The sequence below is a fragment of the Acinetobacter sp. ANC 5600 genome (assembly GCF_002018395.1).
Taxonomy (GTDB): Bacteria; Pseudomonadota; Gammaproteobacteria; order Pseudomonadales; family Moraxellaceae; genus Acinetobacter; species Acinetobacter amyesii.
In genome coordinates, this window is record NZ_MVKW01000001.1 from 584,072 (window position 1) to 600,146 (window position 16,075).

Here is a 16,075-nt window from a genome sequence, read left to right on the forward strand (position 1 = left end):
AGTTGTTATGTGGTTAACCCGAATTAGTGTGAAATATCCTGTTTTCACCATCATGATGATGTTCTGTCTGATGGTACTAGGACTTGCTTCTTGGCAACGTATGGGCGTTGAAGAGTTTCCTGATGTCGACTTCCCTTTTGTAGTTGTCTACACCAACTATCCGGGTGCTTCTCCTGAGTCTGTCGAATCTGAAATCACCAAAAAACTTGAAGATCAGATCAATACCATTTCAGGCCTTAAGCAAGTCATTTCACAGTCCAGTGAAGGTTTATCCACGGTCATTGTCGAATTTAATCTAGATGTCTCGTCCTCTGTAGCTGCACAAGATATTCGAGATAAAATTGCACCAGTAACCGCACAATTTCGTGATGAAATTGATGACCCGATTGTAGAACGCTACGACCCTACTGCCAGTGCGATTATGTCGATTGTTTTTGAATCGAAGGACATGTCTTTACGTGATTTGAGTTCCTATCTCAATCAACGGATTGTGCCACAACTCAGAACAGTTCCCGGTGTCGGTACGGTCAATTTATTGGGTGATGCACAGCGTCAAATTCGTATTCAAGTAAATCCGCAAAAATTACAAAGTTTCGGGATTGGGATCGATCAAGTTATAAACACCCTAAAATCTGAAAATATTGAAGTTCCGGGAGGAACCTTAAAACAAAAGAATTCAGAATTGGTGGTCGAAATTAAATCTCGCGTTATTCACCCAAACTCATTCGGTGATTTAGTGGTTGCCAATAAAAATGGCGCGCCGATTTATCTCAAACAAATTGCAGAAATAGAAGATAGCCAAGCTGAAATGGAGTCGAGTGCCTATCTGAATGGTAAAACAGCCGTCGCTGTCGACATTCTGAGAAGTTCGGACTCTAATGTAATTGAGGTGGTTGATAATACCCGTAAAACCTTAAGTAAAATCCAACAGCAATTGCCAAAAGGCACGACTGCAGAAATTGTGGTTGATTCTTCAAAAGGTATTCGTGGCAGCATTAAAGACGTGGCACGTACGATTATTGAAGGTGCAGTACTTGCGGTACTCATTGTATTGTTATTTCTCGGCTCATTTCGTTCGACAACCATTACAGGTTTAACCCTACCGATTTCGCTACTAGGTACCCTCACCTTTGTTTGGATTTTTGGTTTTACCATTAACATGATGACCCTACTGGCTCTCTCACTAAGTATCGGTCTACTCATTGATGATGCCATTGTGGTTCGTGAAAATATTGTCCGCCATGCCGATATGGGCAAGGACCACGTCACAGCTGCACTCGACGGCACGAAAGAAATTGGTTTAGCTGTATTGGCCACAACATTGACCATTGTCGCGGTATTTTTACCTGTGGCATTTATGGGCGGCATTATTGGGCGTTTCTTCTATCAATTTGGTGTAACCGTCAGTACCGCTGTACTGATTTCAATGTTTGTGAGTTTCACCCTTGACCCCATGTTGTCTGCTCACTGGGCAGAGCGCCAAGATCCAAATAAAAAGCCGGGTAAAATCAAACGTTTTTTTAACTGGATTTCGGGCAAGCTCGACAACCTAAGCCATCATTATGAAAAATTACTCAAGCTTGCTTTAAAATTTAGGCTCATTACCCTTTTAATCGCCGTCGCGTCTTTATTTGGTGCATTAGGTTTATCCAAACTGATCGGAACTGAATTTGTACCCGTACCAGACAAAGGTGAAATTCGGATCAAATTTGAAACACCAGTTGATGCAACCCTTGAATATTCGCAGGCTAAGCTTAAGCAAGTAGATCGTATCATTCGCCAACATCCAGAAGTCAAAGCCACTTATGGTGCAATTAATAGTGCCACTGATCGGGGTAAAAACCATGCTAGCATTCGTGTCACTGTTTCACCACGTACGGAGCGTAGTCAAACCTTAACGGATCTCAACAATGAATTCCGTACCCGCTTAAAACATGTAGCAGGTATTACCATTACCTCGATTTCCTCAGCTGATGAAACAGTATCGGGCGGCCAAAAGCCGGTTATGATCTCGATTAAAGGGCCAGACTTAGATGAGTTACAACGTATTTCTGACCGCTTCATGAAAGAAATTTCGAAAGTCGACGGTATTGTCGACTTAGAAAGCTCACTCAAAGAACCTAAACCGACCTTAGGTGTACATATCAATCGCGTTTTAGCCAGTGATTTAGGTTTATCCGTCAATCAAATCGCCAATGTATTACGCCCTCTTCTTGCGGGTGATAATGTAACAACGTGGAAGGATGATAAAGGCGAAACCTATGATGTAAATTTAAGACTCACTGAAGATCAGCGACGACTGCCAACTGACATTCAAAGCATGTACATCACATCACAAAAAACCGATGCTGCAGGCTTACCTATTTTAGTTCCATTGGCAAGTGTGGCAAGCTTTGAAGAAACACTTGGTGCTTCACAAATTAACCGTCGTGATCTGGCACGTGAAGTGATGGTTGAAGCCAACACAGCAGGACGTCCTGCGGGTGATATTGGTGCCGAAATCAATGAGATAGAGAAAAACTTCGACTTGCCACCAGGTTATAGTTTTGTCACGCAAGGTGCCAATAAAGATATGGCTGAGTCTGCGGGTTATGCAATGACAGCGATTACCCTCTCTATTGTATTTATTTATATTGTTTTGGGTTCACAATTTAATAGCTTCATTCACCCTGCAGCCATTATGGCTTCATTACCCTTATCATTGATTGGGGTTTTCTTAGCCCTATTCTTATTTAATTCAACCATGAACCTCTTTTCCATTATCGGGATTATTATGCTCATGGGCTTGGTGACAAAGAACGCAATTCTACTCATCGACTTTATTAAAAAAGCCATGGATCATGGTGTAGATCGTTATGAAGCGATTATTGAAGCAGGCAAAACCCGTTTACGTCCCATTTTAATGACCACCAGTGCAATGGTGATGGGTATGGTTCCGCTTGCACTTGGTTTAGGTGAAGGCGGTGAACAAAGCGCGCCAATGGCACATGCCGTGATTGGCGGGGTAATTACCTCTACCCTACTAACACTTGTGGTTGTGCCGGTGATTTTTACCTATTTGGATGATTTCCGAAACTTCCTTGCACGTCAAGCCAAAAAAATCATGTCATAATGACAAAATCTAAAATGAGGTGACTTTGGAAAATGTTCACCTCATTTTTTATTGTATACTCTCCACTTTAACGCTTAATTTTTTAGGACAGTTTCCATGCGCGCGAGTCGCTTTTTATTTGCAACGTTAAGAGAAACCCCAAACGATGCTGAAGTTATTTCACATCAGCTTATGCTTCGTGCCGGGATGATTCGTAAATTGGCTTCAGGTTTATACACTTGGCTGCCGATGGGCGTTCGCGTATTAAATAAAGTTGAAGCGATTATCCGCGAAGAGATGGATCGTGCTGGTTCACTTCAAGTCCTGATGCCTGTCACTCAACCCGCATCTTTATGGGAAGAATCAGGTCGTTTCGTACAATATGGTCCAGAACTTTTACGTTTTAAAGACCGTCACAACAATGACTTTGTACTTGGCCCTACACATGAAGAAGTGATTACAGATCTTGCTCGCAATGAATTGAAAAGCTATAAGCAATTGCCTGCAAACTTCTACCAAGTACAAACCAAATTCCGTGACGAAATCCGCCCTCGTTTCGGTGTGATGCGTTCACGTGAATTCATCATGAAAGATGCCTATTCTTTCCATGTTGACCAAGCTTCTTTACAAGAAACCTATGACAAGATGTATGCAGCTTATTGCAAAATTTTCACTCGTTTAGGTTTAAATTTCCGTCCAGTTCAAGCGGATACAGGTTCAATTGGTGGTTCGGGTTCACACGAATTCCACGTCCTTGCGTCTAGCGGCGAAGATGACATCGCATTCTCTACAGAGTCAGATTATGCTGCTAACGTAGAAATGGCGGAAGCAGTATTAGTAGGTGAACGTGCTGCTCCGACTAAAGCACTTGAGATTGTTGATACACCAAATCAGAAAACCATTGCTGAGGTTTCTGAATTCCTTAAATCAGACCCTACTCAATCTGTCAAAGCATTATTGGTTCAAGGTGTTGCTGAAGAAGGTAAAGCTGCACCAGTGGTTGCCTTATTCCTACGTGGCGACCATGAACTGAATGAAATTAAAGCAGAAAAACACCCATTAATTGCTGCTCCATTAACTTTTGCAACTGAAGCACAATTAGCTGACTTAGGCTTAACTGCTGGTTTCTGTGGCCCTCAAGGCTTAACCGAAAAAGGCATTACCGTTATTGTTGACCGTGCAGCGTCTGTACTTTCAGACTTTGTTGCTGGTGCAAACCAAGTCGATAAACATGCTGTAGGTGTAAACTGGGAACGTGATGCACAATACACCGAAGTTTATGACCTTCGTAATGTTGTTGAAGGTGACCCTTCTCCAGATGGTCAAGGTACAATCTTGATTAAACGTGGTATCGAAGTTGGTCATATCTTCCAGTTGGGTCAAAAATACTCTGAAGCGCTTGGCTGTAAAGTTTTAGGTGAAGATGGCAAACCTCTCGTTGTGACTATGGGTTGCTACGGTATTGGTGTAACCCGTGTTGTTGCTTCTGCGATTGAACAAAACTTCGATGACAAAGGGATTATTTGGCCGTCTGCAATTGCTCCTTTCGAAGTTGCTATTGTGCCCATGAATGCACATAAGTCACCGCGTACAATGGAAGCTGCTGAAGCACTGTATGCAGAATTAACTGCTGCTGGTTATGATGTGCTTCTTGATGATCGTAATGAACGTCCGGGTGTTAAATTCTCTGACATCGAGTTAACAGGTATTCCACACCGTATTGTCATTGGCGAGAAAGGTTTGGATGCTGGTACATTTGAGTACAAAGGTCGCCGTGATGAAGAATCAAGCAACTTAAGTAAAGAAGACCTTTTAGCGAAAATTGCAAAATAATTTGCGCTAAATATAAAAAATCCCGCTAAGTGCGGGATTTTTTATATCAAATATTTTAAGCCTTAACAGAATTTCAGACCGCCGAAGCAGTTAGAACGAAACTCCTGTCCAGACAGTTTTAAATTGGTTAATGGGAAATCAATTAATGACGGGTTTTTAATCTCTTTAACATCCAAAGAAGAACCTGCAACACAACCAAAGAGTAAATCTCCACAGTTACGAACATTGGTACTTAGGTCATGGTTAATTCCGGCGATCGTTTGTTTCAACACTTCATCTGTAATCGCCACTTTATCTGATGGTGTAATACTGCCCAAATCAACTTCATCTTCCATCGCCAACCACCACCCTCTTTCTGCTGCGACTGCAGCACCAGGCCAGAGTATTTTTTGAGCTTGCAAAGACAGCGAAGCAGGGTTATTTAAATATAGTGCGTGAATCAAACCTAAACTTTGATTTACCGTAATATCGGTTTTTAGCCCAGTAAGATACCCCGTCACATCTTTATCCAAATTAATGTTTAAACCGAGTAGAGAGATTTGAGCTACTAATGGACCACTAAAATCTAGACGATCAACAGTTCCTGTACCCTTTAACTGTACATCTGTCATTCGATTCCCACTTACAACAGTGGCTGGAATCGTAAAAGGAGCCGTGGTTGATTTTAAATTAAAAGAATAATTATCTGATTTGTAGTGAAGCGGTAGATCAACTTCAGCACCAAATAATGTCCCCTTAACAGCCCCTTCAATGTATTGCTGCGTAGAAGCATAGTCCATCACACGCTCGGCAGTTGTTGCAACACCCGCAGACGCTTTTGTTTTCATATAACCACTAAAGGTATTGATACCATTGGGTGTATTGCTATTTTCTGTACCTAATGTCATTAATCCAGAAATTTTTTCAGCGCTCAAACGAAAGCCCATCACTTCACGTGTTGCCGCTGATTTCGGATCTTTAATTGCAATTTCGATAAAAGGATTGGTCAGCAAAGCTGAAGTTGCCGCACGTTCATCCGACGTATAATTGCTATTTGCAGGCAAGCCACTCAGTGAAATATGATCAATATCAATATCACAAGCACCTGAGCCATTTGCACCACCACAACCCAATTGGAGCTTTTTAATATTGGCATTGAGCTCCATTTCAGCTTCCAAACCAAGTTTATAAAAGCCAACTTTGGATTGGTCAACGGCTTGTCCACTCTCATCCACAGAATTATACCCCTGCGTATATTCCATGGAGAGTAAAGCTTGACCATCAACTTTTGATAAGCTTTCATCATCTAAAGCCATCATTGCATGAGATAAGCTACTCATCGCAAATGTCGAGAATATCAAACCTCTGATTAACTTCTTTTTCATAACAAATTCCCTGTTCGTTATTTTATTTATTTGTTATTGATTTAATTTTACTAGCGTGGAGTAATCCCCATCGTACTTCGCATTGTTCCACCTGTTAGGGCAATATCCGCCATCTTTTGCATATTGCCATTTGTTAACATCGAAACTTCTGCACGAAACGCTTTAGACATATTATTGGTTGGATTGAATTTCACCTGATTATCAAACTCTACCGAATCTTGTTTCATTTTAATTCGAGCATCAAAACCTAGATCGCCCTGCATTTTATTAATATTGATACTTGAAGCTGAAATGACACCGCTGGCATTTACATCTTCATTCATCAAACTTAAATAGCTTCCCATAACTTTTTGATCTTTCCTTTCAGCATCAGTTAATGCTTTAAATTCAAAGCTTCCACGGAAAGATAAATAATTATTTTCTGCACTGTCATTTAGACCCGGTACTATAAATAGCTCACCTTTACCATCGAGTTTAAACGCAATATTCGTCAACACATCATCACGTTTAGAGAAATTATCTAAAGGTACTGTGGTCCCACATTTGGCAGAAGCTGTAGTCGCACAGTTATAGGTTGAACCCGGAAGTTGACCAATCGCTAACTCGGCATTGGCTGCAATCAATAAATTATCTGCACGTACATAGATGCCATCATTTTCATAGCCAATCACACCATCAGATTGAATAAGTGCATTGATGTTTCTTAAGCCTGCATAATAATTGACTTCTTGACCATTAATACCTTTTTTACCATCAATCAAAATAATGGATGTTGTACTTGGCGTTCCTGTTTTTTTATCAACACCATAACCATCTGTGCTCATCACAAGGTTATAGCCAATACCTGATTTTTCAGCCGCATTTTTATAACTGTATTTTTTCTCTGATAATGCAACGTTGGCATTCATATTATAAATCGGGATACCAATCCCCCAACTGTTGTCATTACTTGCAATTGCAGCAATTGAGTTATCCGAAATAAATCGTGCGGTACGCGCGATGGACTGAAAATCCATACCACGAATCGCCACAAGTGCAAAATTTCCACCCGCCGTTTGATTTGACAGATTCTGGGTTAAAACATTATTGGTTAAACCTAATGTCGCTTTTAATTTATCATTTACCAGAAAATCAAGGCTTTTTGCTTGAATGGTATTGATATAAATATCGCCAAAATCAATATAGGCATTTTTATCAGCAACTAAAGATGTTAAATTAGAAAATTCAATGGCATAACTACCAATACCCGTATGGCCAATTTCTAAGGTTGTCGGTGCTTGACCTGCAACAAGACTCGGATCATCTTTTGAAGTGAAATCCGCGCGCACACCTAAATGTAAACCACCTGAACCAACGGACTCATATCCTGAAGCTTTCGTTGCTAGACCAAAATCTTTAATTCCTTCTTGATTGGCATTTAAGGCAACTCGTGCATTAGTGACAGCACCCGATGCTCCCATACGAATTAAATTGCGCTGTGCACCACCATCGGTACCGTATCGTAAATCGATATTAACGCCGGGGTTTGTGGCATCGCTACGTGAGCTATGTACATCTGAAGTGTCCTTGACCCGCCCCAAATTGACCGTATGGTCTTTGCTCCCTGTAGATTTTGTAGTGAGAACAATGCCTTCATCAGCAGCCACATACATATAACCTGAACCCGCAAAGTTAAAGTTAAAGTCCTTTAAGGTTACGCTATGTCCATTCATACCATGACTAATACTGGCATTTTGCAATTGAAATTCCATATACGCCGTATCATTACGGTTAAATAGACCATTGCTGGTTTCAAGTAATACTTTTAAAGGTGAAGATGTTGCAATCGTAAGTGAACCTAAATTTTGTGTAGGCGTTTGGCACGTTGCACCTTGACACAGCAACATAATATTTTGTGCAACAGCAGTAAATGGGCTGACACTCGCAGCTATACGCATGCCTACACCAGCATCCGTAGTCCCGACATCAAAATCTAATTTTGATGTAATGGTGCTTTGCCCAACGCCATCTATTTGCACATTGTGCAAACCCATTTTCATCTTATTTTGGTCGGTTGGGTCAACCCAATTTAACTGATCAACTTTGACTCTAGAAACTTCATGGGTAATCGAAATACCATCTTGGCCAGTAAATGCACCCAAGCTTTCATCGGTCATCGCTTCAAAAGCATAGGCGTGTTGAGCAAGTAAAATACTGGTTGCGAGTGCCGTTAAAGTTGTTATTTTTTTCATCACAATATCCTTATATTCAGTCAAAGCTGATTAACAGCGACCTGCACCATTTCCAGTGCAGTTAAAACTGAAGATGTTTAACTTTCCACTCATGTGCATGTTGCCATGCACATTAACACCCATAAATCCTTGTTCTGAACCACGATCAAAATCAGGCACTGCTAAAGTTGAAGTTGTTCCATCAGCTTTCTTTTCGGTATAGGTCGTATAAGTACTGGTATTTTCATAACCTTCCTTACCTGTCATCCCTGTTTCCACCGCCAACGTAGCAAAACCTAAATTCCTGATTTTTAATGGCTTGTCATCATAAAATGTCAACTGCATAGCCGTTTGTGGATTACCTTCACGATTGATAATCGTCACACCATCTAGTGAAAATTGATCGATCTGTAACGTTCCTTGAAACTGTTTAAACACCAACCATTTCTTATTACCATTTGCATCCACATGATTATTGGGCGCAAGTGCTAAGCGACAAAACTCATTGGATGAACATTGATATCCATAAAAAGCTTGAGTCGTTTTACCATTCGCATCCATGATTGATATGTTGTTTTTTGACATATCATTGGCATATTGATGGTTTAATGAAAGTGTCCAACTGAGATCAGCACCACCTTGACCGGTTGCAGCAGTGAGTTCGGTATTATCCATAGACACTAAGCCTGCATGAGTTTGTGTCAGTGCAGCACAAACAACAGCGCATAAAATTTTATACATGTAATTTCTCCTACAGCCCTGTTGTTCTTATTTTTAAGTGCTGAATCAAGACGCCATCTATGGCAACAGATCCTAAATTCGTGCTTTGTCCATTGACACCTTTAAAGACCACACCTGTCGCCGTATCCGTACTTTTTGCATTCAGCAGATTACCAGGCAAGCGCTCTACTGTACCGATTGCAATACTACTATGTGTTGCATTACGCCCTTGATATAGTGCTGTCGCATCTGAAGAGTTTGCTTTTAACTCCGTACCACAACTATAGACGTTACAGGTTGAACCTTTAAAGTCAGCAGCGGTTAAACCCGATGTACCTGTGGTATTACCCGGGATATCCGTATAGTAGGTATAAATTTTACTGTAAATAGAAGGCACATTTGGAATACGAGTTACTTCCAGAATAATATTTCGACCTTCTGAACCCACAATAAAGGGCTGATACATATTTCCTAAAACTAAATTGATATTTGGGCTATATAAATATAGACCTTCAGTTTCATGAAAGATTGGAGCTGCAGATCGATCCATCGCTGGTGTCGCTGCAGTACCATCATCCAGTTCGGAGCGTGCAGCTGTACTGATACGCATACCGCGAGCATCCAAATCACCGTCATTGATACTCAGTGACTCAGCACGATCATTGGTATTAATACGAATTAAACTGGCTAAACCTAAAGTTTGGTTATAGTTGGTATTTGTTGATTTTAGGGTTTGAAAAATTCGAACTTGTGAACCATTAAAACTCAAACCATTCGCAACAATTTGAGTACGTAAACGATAGTCTTTATCTAAGCCACTGGTCGGCGCACCGGTAATCGGATCGACGACATTACTTGAATTTAAAGACCGTGAAAATACATCCATCCACAAACCAAGCTTGATGTTGTTAGATGCATCATCTGCCGCAATTTTCTTTAATGGTGCCTCAATGGCTAAGTAACCAACATTCCCCTTATTATCTTTCGCAAATTGTTCAACATCTTGATTCCCCGCATGGAAAAGCCATGGGTTTTCTGCTGTACCCCAATTAAATCCTTGGTCTGTATAGCGCGTTGCTAATGAACTTTTGCCATTTTTATCTTTGCTATTGGACAGGGCTAAGCCATATATAAATACATCTGCTTTCGATCTGAGACTCGATACGGTCGCAGTCGAAGCAATTTGTTTTGCTGTAATCTCAGCATTTTTCTTCACGGTTGCTAATGCTGCATCGCTTGCCTTTTGAGCTTCAAGCTTGGCATAGTCCGTTGCCAACTGATTGAGGGTTTCTGCAGCTTTGGCATTCAACTGAGCATCTTTTGTTGTATCAATAATATTTGAACGGGTAATTTTTCCTGAGACATAATTTTTATAAAAAGTCGAAGTGGTCGGTAAATTACCCGTACTATTGTTACCGTATAGTAACTCAATCATCTCATACGTATTTTGCAGTGCATATTCTTTAGATTTATTATCCTGACCTGCTGTCAACGTATTCTTTGTTGTTCCATCAGTTTCTAAGCCCGAAATAATAGTACCATCTTTATAATCTGCATAACGCTGATTGTAATATGCCTGCATCGTTGGCGATTCAAGATAAGACTGTACTAATCGGCCACGATATTCTGTTGAATATGTTGCGATGGTTTCATTGGTTATACGTGTAGCATTATTTGTCTCATAGGTGCTTTTTGAACTTGTAAAAGTTGAGTCATAAACACCGTTATAGCCCGTAACTCGCCCTTGCTGATAAGCATCAACATAAGCTGCTTTGTAGATTTTATCGTAAGCACGCTGGCCTAATTGTTCATAGTTTTCACCAGTAGGAATAATCCGAATAAAACCTGTATCGCTTTTCCCAGGATCAACCATACCTGACGCATAACTAGAAGCCGTAGAACGGTCATTTGGCCCTTGAAAGACCATTTTGAAATTTTCTAAAGTGAGTGCAACACCTTCACCCGTTGTGGCTGAAAGTGCTTCATCTGATAAATCTTGAAGCGCATATACAGTTGGTGCAGCAAAAATGCTGACTGCGGCTGCTAAGCAACTCTGGCGGAATAACTTAGCCTGGGTGAATTGAGTCATCTCGACCTTCCTTTTATCAGATGCTCTGCATCTCTCTTATATTTATTCCTGAGAACTGGCTTTGATGTTATTGTCCATTTATTCCTTAAATGGAGACTTGTGATAGACCAGTCACTTAACTTTTTATTATGCTGAATAATTACTCAATTGCAAAAACTTCCCCACCGAATGGTCTATTTTCCGATGAATGACCCAACAAAAAAGCGGGCTAATTCGCCCGCTTTTTTAAACTCAATCCGAAGGATTAAGCTTTCGGTAATGTCACACCGGTTTGACCTTGGTATTTACCACCACGGTCTTTATAAGAGGTTTCACACACTTCATCTGATTCGAAGAACAACATTTGTGCGACACCTTCACCCGCGTATATACGTGCAGGTAAGTTGGTTGTATTCGAAAATTCTAAAGTCACGTGACCTTCCCACTCTGGTTCAAGAGGCGTCACATTGACAATAATACCGCAGCGAGCATAGGTCGATTTACCCAAACAAACGGTTAACACATTACGGGGAATACGAAAATATTCGACTGTACGTGCCAGTGCAAACGAGTTCGGCGGAATGATACAAACGTCTGATTCGATATCAATAAAGCTTTTATCGTCAAAGTTTTTAGGGTCAACAATTGCTGAATGAACATTGGTAAAGACTTTAAATTCACGAGCACAGCGCACGTCATAACCATAGCTCGACACGCCATACGAAATAAGCTTTTCGCCATTTTCATCATAACGGACTTGGTTTTCTGCATACGGTTCAATCATGCCGTGTTTTTCGCTCATTTCGCGAATCCAACGATCAGACTTAATAGCCATTTATCTCTATCCAAAAACTTAAATCAATTATTGCGTGGTACTTTAACTGAAATCCGACTTAATGAAAATAAGCTTTGCCGAACTAAGCGGATTTAGTCATTTTCAAATCATTTTAGAGTTTTAAAATCGCAGAATAACTCAGTGGAATCGAAAAACTAACCAAGACTAGCGATGCTGTTCGTTGTAAATTGGCTTGATTGAGCCAACTAATTTTATTCGACGCCAAAACGGAACCAAGGAAGGTCCAAAAGAATGCTATTGGAACGATCAACAGCAAAAAAATTAGCATATGAGCTACATAATACTGCGCATTTTGCCAAGCCAATGCAGGGAAAATCGCAGATGCGAATAATAATGCTTTGGGGTTTAATAAAGTCGCAACAAACAATTCGCGTGCACGAATGCCCTTTTGATTAAAGTTTTCAGCGACAGTTGCTGTACGCCATAATCGCATAGCCAAAAATAGAATATAGCCGGCACTAAACAATTTCAAAATGGTCGGCAGTAAAGGGAGATGTACGGAAATTTTACCAATGAGAAAACCCCATAGGCTAATCGAAATAAGATAACCAAAGGCTTCCGCCGGAATGAGTCGGAATGATTTACGTAGCCCAACTTGAATACCCGAAGATGCGAGTAACGTATTGGTTGGTCCCGGTGTTAACAAAATACTGATAACTAGACCAATAAAAAACCAAGAAATCATACTTTGACCTCAAACTTAATCCGCGAAGATTAATTCAGTTTGCTGGACTTAGCAAAAACTTATTTTACGATGATTAATGAATTTTAGTGATGACTAATTTTTATTTTTAAATATCAAAATATTAAGCAAATATTTCAGCGTATAATGTAAAAAAACTACGCAGTCAAAATCCTCTAAGAATCTTATATTTAACGCTACTGTTTTTTCATAAGGACAAAAAAAGCCTGACCAAGGTCAGGCGCACTGAAAAATCAATGGTCAGTGATTAACCCACAATCGCTTTTTTAAAGTCTTTTGCAGTTTGTGCTTTAGCTTCAGCTGCTTTTTTCGCTTTGAGTTCTTTTGCAGTCAATTTTGATTTTTGATCACTGATTTTTTTTGCCGCTGTCGCTTCAGCTTCAGACTTTGCTTTTACCGCTTTTTGTACATCTGAATTTGCAGCGATTTTTTGTTGCGCAATTTGACCTGCAACTTGTTTCGCCGTAGGAGCCGTTGTATTTGCCATTGCAGAAGCAGCGAACACAGTTGTACTCATAGCAAGAACGATAGATTTGACTAAAGTTTTCATTTGGTTAACTCATTATTTATCAAGATAATTTAATGAGTGTGATTAAGCGCTAAAATATATCGTTACATATGCATACAATGTAATATTGTGTAATTACAGCAACCAACTGCCTATAAAAAATCAAAATGGGTCTTATTAAGAAAAAAAATCTGACACGAGGCCAGATTTAATGCGAGCAACTTAAATTTCAGTTAACCCTTAGAAAATACGGTTTTTATCTTTTTCAGCTTGAGGCAATGCATCTGCAATTTTTTGCGCAATCGCCACATAGCTTTCAGCAGCATCATCACCAGCAATCACAGACGGTTTCCCTGCATCGGCATTTTCACGAATTTGTACGTTCAGCGGTAAACGGCCTAAGAGTGGAATGTCGTATTGGGCTGAAAGTTGGTCGCCACCACCTGTGCCAAAGATTTGCTCTTCATGTCCACAGTTCGAACAGATATGGGTCGACATATTTTCAACCACGCCCATCACGGGAATGTGTACACGATTAAACAACTCAATGCCTTTGGTCGCATCCATTAATGCAACGTTTTGTGGTGTCGTCACAATCACAGCACCTGTCACCGGTATACGCTGTGCAAGCGTCAACTGAATATCACCTGTGCCTGGTGGCATATCAATGATCAATACATCCAGATCAGGCCATAAAGTTTGGTTAAAGAGCTGCATTAAAGCCCCTGTCGCTTTCGGCCCACGCCAAGCCACTGGCGTATTGTTATCACCTGTTAAGTGACCAATTGAAAGCACAGCCATACCATATGCTTCGATAGGAACAAATTGCTCAGCTTCAATCATCGGCGTGCGGCCTGCATTGCCGAGCATCGTTGGAATACTTGGACCATAGATATCGGCATCCAATACCCCAACTTTTAAACCCAGTTGTTGTAATGCAAGCGCCAAATTCACTGTGGTGGTCGATTTACCCACACCACCTTTACCAGATGACACCAAAATAACATTTTTAATGCGTGGGTGTTTCGGTACATCACGCTGTTGTGGAGCGGCTTTTTGAATCGGTGGGTTATTCGGATCAACTTCGGCAGGTGCTTCGGGTGTTTTCGCAGACGCATCCACAACTGGAGGTAACTGGCTTTTTGCTGCAGAACTTTCAGCTTTTTCTTGGCTAGAACAGCTTTCGCCTTCTGCATGATGATGACCACAACCACCTTCAGATTTATGCCCTGTTTTTTGTTGAATCACATGCATATTCAGTTCGTTAATGCGGCATTTTTCCAACGCATCAGCCAAATCATCATGGATTTTTTGCAAGTCATCGGCTTCTGAAGGAAAGGTATTAATCGTGATCTGTAAGATCTGACCTTGCACATTCACCTGAGTAATACGGTCTTTTAAGGCATTATTTGAATTGGGAAGTACATAGTTTTGTAAAACCTGTTGGATTTCCTCTTCTTTCACCTCTTGGGAGGGTGAAAACACAGATTTTAGAGAAGAAAGCCACGACATTATGTTGTCTCCAAACAGGAACATCAAAAGATAATAGCGATAGTTTACCTGTTCATCTGCCCCAGAGTAAGAGGGAGATGAATGACTTATCCCTATAAGCTTATAAAGTTGAGTAATTTAGTCAGCTTTCAAACAAGTTTTCAAGCGTGCGCCACTTAAAATGCCCGTGTAGTTGATCTATGCGGCTAAACCAAAGCCATAAAATTTTAAATTGATTACATATCAACCATACTTTTACAGCGTAATTTCAGTTTATATTTCAATCGTTTCAACAGAATAATCATAGCGATGGATGTGCAATCTAAAGGCACATTTTGTGCTTTTTAGTTTTTAAAATGGGGATGACGATGTATCAGAAGACTGTGTATAAGAAGAATATGTATAAAACGGCTTTATGTGCCTTGATGCTCCTGACTTCAGCAGCCTATGCAGAAATTGCGACTGAAGCCATTCAAACACCTGACCGACAAACTGTAGCGATTGGTGATAGCATCGATCTCATGCGCTCGCGTATGCAAGCTTCTCCGATGAAAATGGTGTCCTATCCGCTGCAAGAGAAAAATCAGCCTGCAAAATTGGCGGTAGATTACACCTATGAAATTGCCAATATGCGCTACGTAATTACCGTAGTCGATGATCAAGTCAAAAATATTAAGACTGAAAATTTGGATGGATTAAAACAATAAAACCTAAAAAAGCCGCTCTTTATAGAACGGCTTTTTTCATCAAACCTAATTAAGCTTGGTCATCTTTTTTAAACTTATGCAGTGTGTCAGTGGCTTTCTTTTTTAACTCGTCAAATTTCACTGTCGCCTGCACTTTGAGTTCATCAAATTTTTCCACAGCCTCATGTTTAAGTTCGGAAGCTTTGACTTTGGCTTCATCAAATTTATGACTCGCTTCTGCTTTTAACTGCTCTAGACGGTCTTTGGTTTCAGCATGCTGTTCTGCATGTTCATGTTTGGCGTCATTTAAGGTTTTTTCACCCTCAAGCTTGAGTTCTTCAACTTTATGCTTTGTACCATCGAGTGCTTTTTCACCTTCAAGTTGAGCCTCTTTGGCTTTGAGCTTTAGATCATCACCCAACTCTGACGCCTTATCTTTCAATTGATCAATTTTATTTTCAGTTGTCATCGTTCTCGCCTCTTCTCTGTTATTGTCTAACAATAGTTATAACGTGCTTTGACGGGATGACCTTAAAAATATGCAT

The 16,075-nt window shown here is 40.4% G+C and carries 12 protein-coding genes; 3 read left to right on the plus strand and 9 right to left on the minus strand.

Going from position 1 to position 16,075, the window contains the following annotated elements:
• The first annotated feature begins 7 nt into the window (after nt 1-7).
• On the plus strand, nt 8-3,112 hold the full coding sequence (locus B1201_RS02945) for an efflux RND transporter permease subunit (protein ID WP_078192259.1): 3,105 nt from the start codon (nt 8-10) through the stop codon (nt 3,110-3,112).
• A gap of 96 nt (nt 3,113-3,208) precedes the next feature.
• Nucleotides 3,209-4,924 (plus strand): proline--tRNA ligase, encoded by a 1,716-nt coding sequence (locus B1201_RS02950; RefSeq protein ID WP_078192260.1) that lies wholly within the window; start codon nt 3,209-3,211, stop codon nt 4,922-4,924.
• 62 nt (nt 4,925-4,986) lie between these two features.
• Here B1201_RS02950 and B1201_RS02955 read toward each other — a convergent pair whose 3' ends face one another.
• From B1201_RS02955 to apbC, 8 genes are all read right to left on the minus strand, one after another.
• Nucleotides 4,987-6,288 carry a hypothetical protein gene (locus tag B1201_RS02955; protein WP_078192261.1) on the minus strand — a complete coding sequence of 434 codons (1,302 nt, stop codon included), beginning with the start codon at nt 6,286-6,288 and terminating at the stop codon, nt 4,987-4,989.
• A 50-nt stretch (nt 6,289-6,338) separates the two neighbouring features.
• Nucleotides 6,339-8,519: a DUF6160 family protein gene (locus B1201_RS02960; protein WP_078192262.1), complete on the minus strand. Its 2,181-nt coding sequence runs from the start codon at nt 8,517-8,519 to the stop codon at nt 6,339-6,341.
• A gap of 30 nt (nt 8,520-8,549) precedes the next feature.
• Entirely contained in the window at nt 8,550-9,239 is a 690-nt protein-coding gene (locus tag B1201_RS02965) for a hypothetical protein (protein WP_078192263.1), read from the minus strand.
• A gap of 10 nt (nt 9,240-9,249) precedes the next feature.
• On the minus strand, nt 9,250-11,307 hold the full coding sequence (locus B1201_RS02970; RefSeq protein WP_078192264.1) for a hypothetical protein: 2,058 nt from the start codon (nt 11,305-11,307) through the stop codon (nt 9,250-9,252).
• 244 nt (nt 11,308-11,551) lie between these two features.
• Nucleotides 11,552-12,121 (minus strand): dCTP deaminase, encoded by a 570-nt coding sequence (dcd, locus tag B1201_RS02975; RefSeq protein ID WP_005008040.1) that lies wholly within the window; start codon nt 12,119-12,121, stop codon nt 11,552-11,554.
• Between the two features lie 112 nt (nt 12,122-12,233).
• On the minus strand, nt 12,234-12,827 hold the full coding sequence (locus B1201_RS02980) for a LysE family translocator (RefSeq protein WP_078192265.1): 594 nt from the start codon (nt 12,825-12,827) through the stop codon (nt 12,234-12,236).
• 265 nt (nt 12,828-13,092) lie between these two features.
• Nucleotides 13,093-13,395, minus strand: coding sequence for a hypothetical protein (locus B1201_RS02985; protein ID WP_078192266.1), 303 nt, complete (start codon nt 13,393-13,395; stop codon nt 13,093-13,095).
• A 198-nt stretch (nt 13,396-13,593) separates the two neighbouring features.
• Complete coding sequence (apbC, locus tag B1201_RS02990) at nt 13,594-14,865, minus strand: iron-sulfur cluster carrier protein ApbC (protein ID WP_078192267.1); 1,272 nt, start codon at nt 14,863-14,865, stop codon at nt 13,594-13,596.
• A 347-nt stretch (nt 14,866-15,212) separates the two neighbouring features.
• Between apbC and B1201_RS02995 the strand changes: the two genes are divergently transcribed.
• Nucleotides 15,213-15,551, plus strand: coding sequence for a hypothetical protein (locus B1201_RS02995; protein WP_143221647.1), 339 nt, complete (start codon nt 15,213-15,215; stop codon nt 15,549-15,551).
• Between the two features lie 49 nt (nt 15,552-15,600).
• Here B1201_RS02995 and B1201_RS03000 read toward each other — a convergent pair whose 3' ends face one another.
• Entirely contained in the window at nt 15,601-15,999 is a 399-nt protein-coding gene (locus tag B1201_RS03000) for a hypothetical protein (RefSeq protein ID WP_078192269.1), read from the minus strand.
• Between the last annotated feature and the right edge of the window lie 76 nt (nt 16,000-16,075).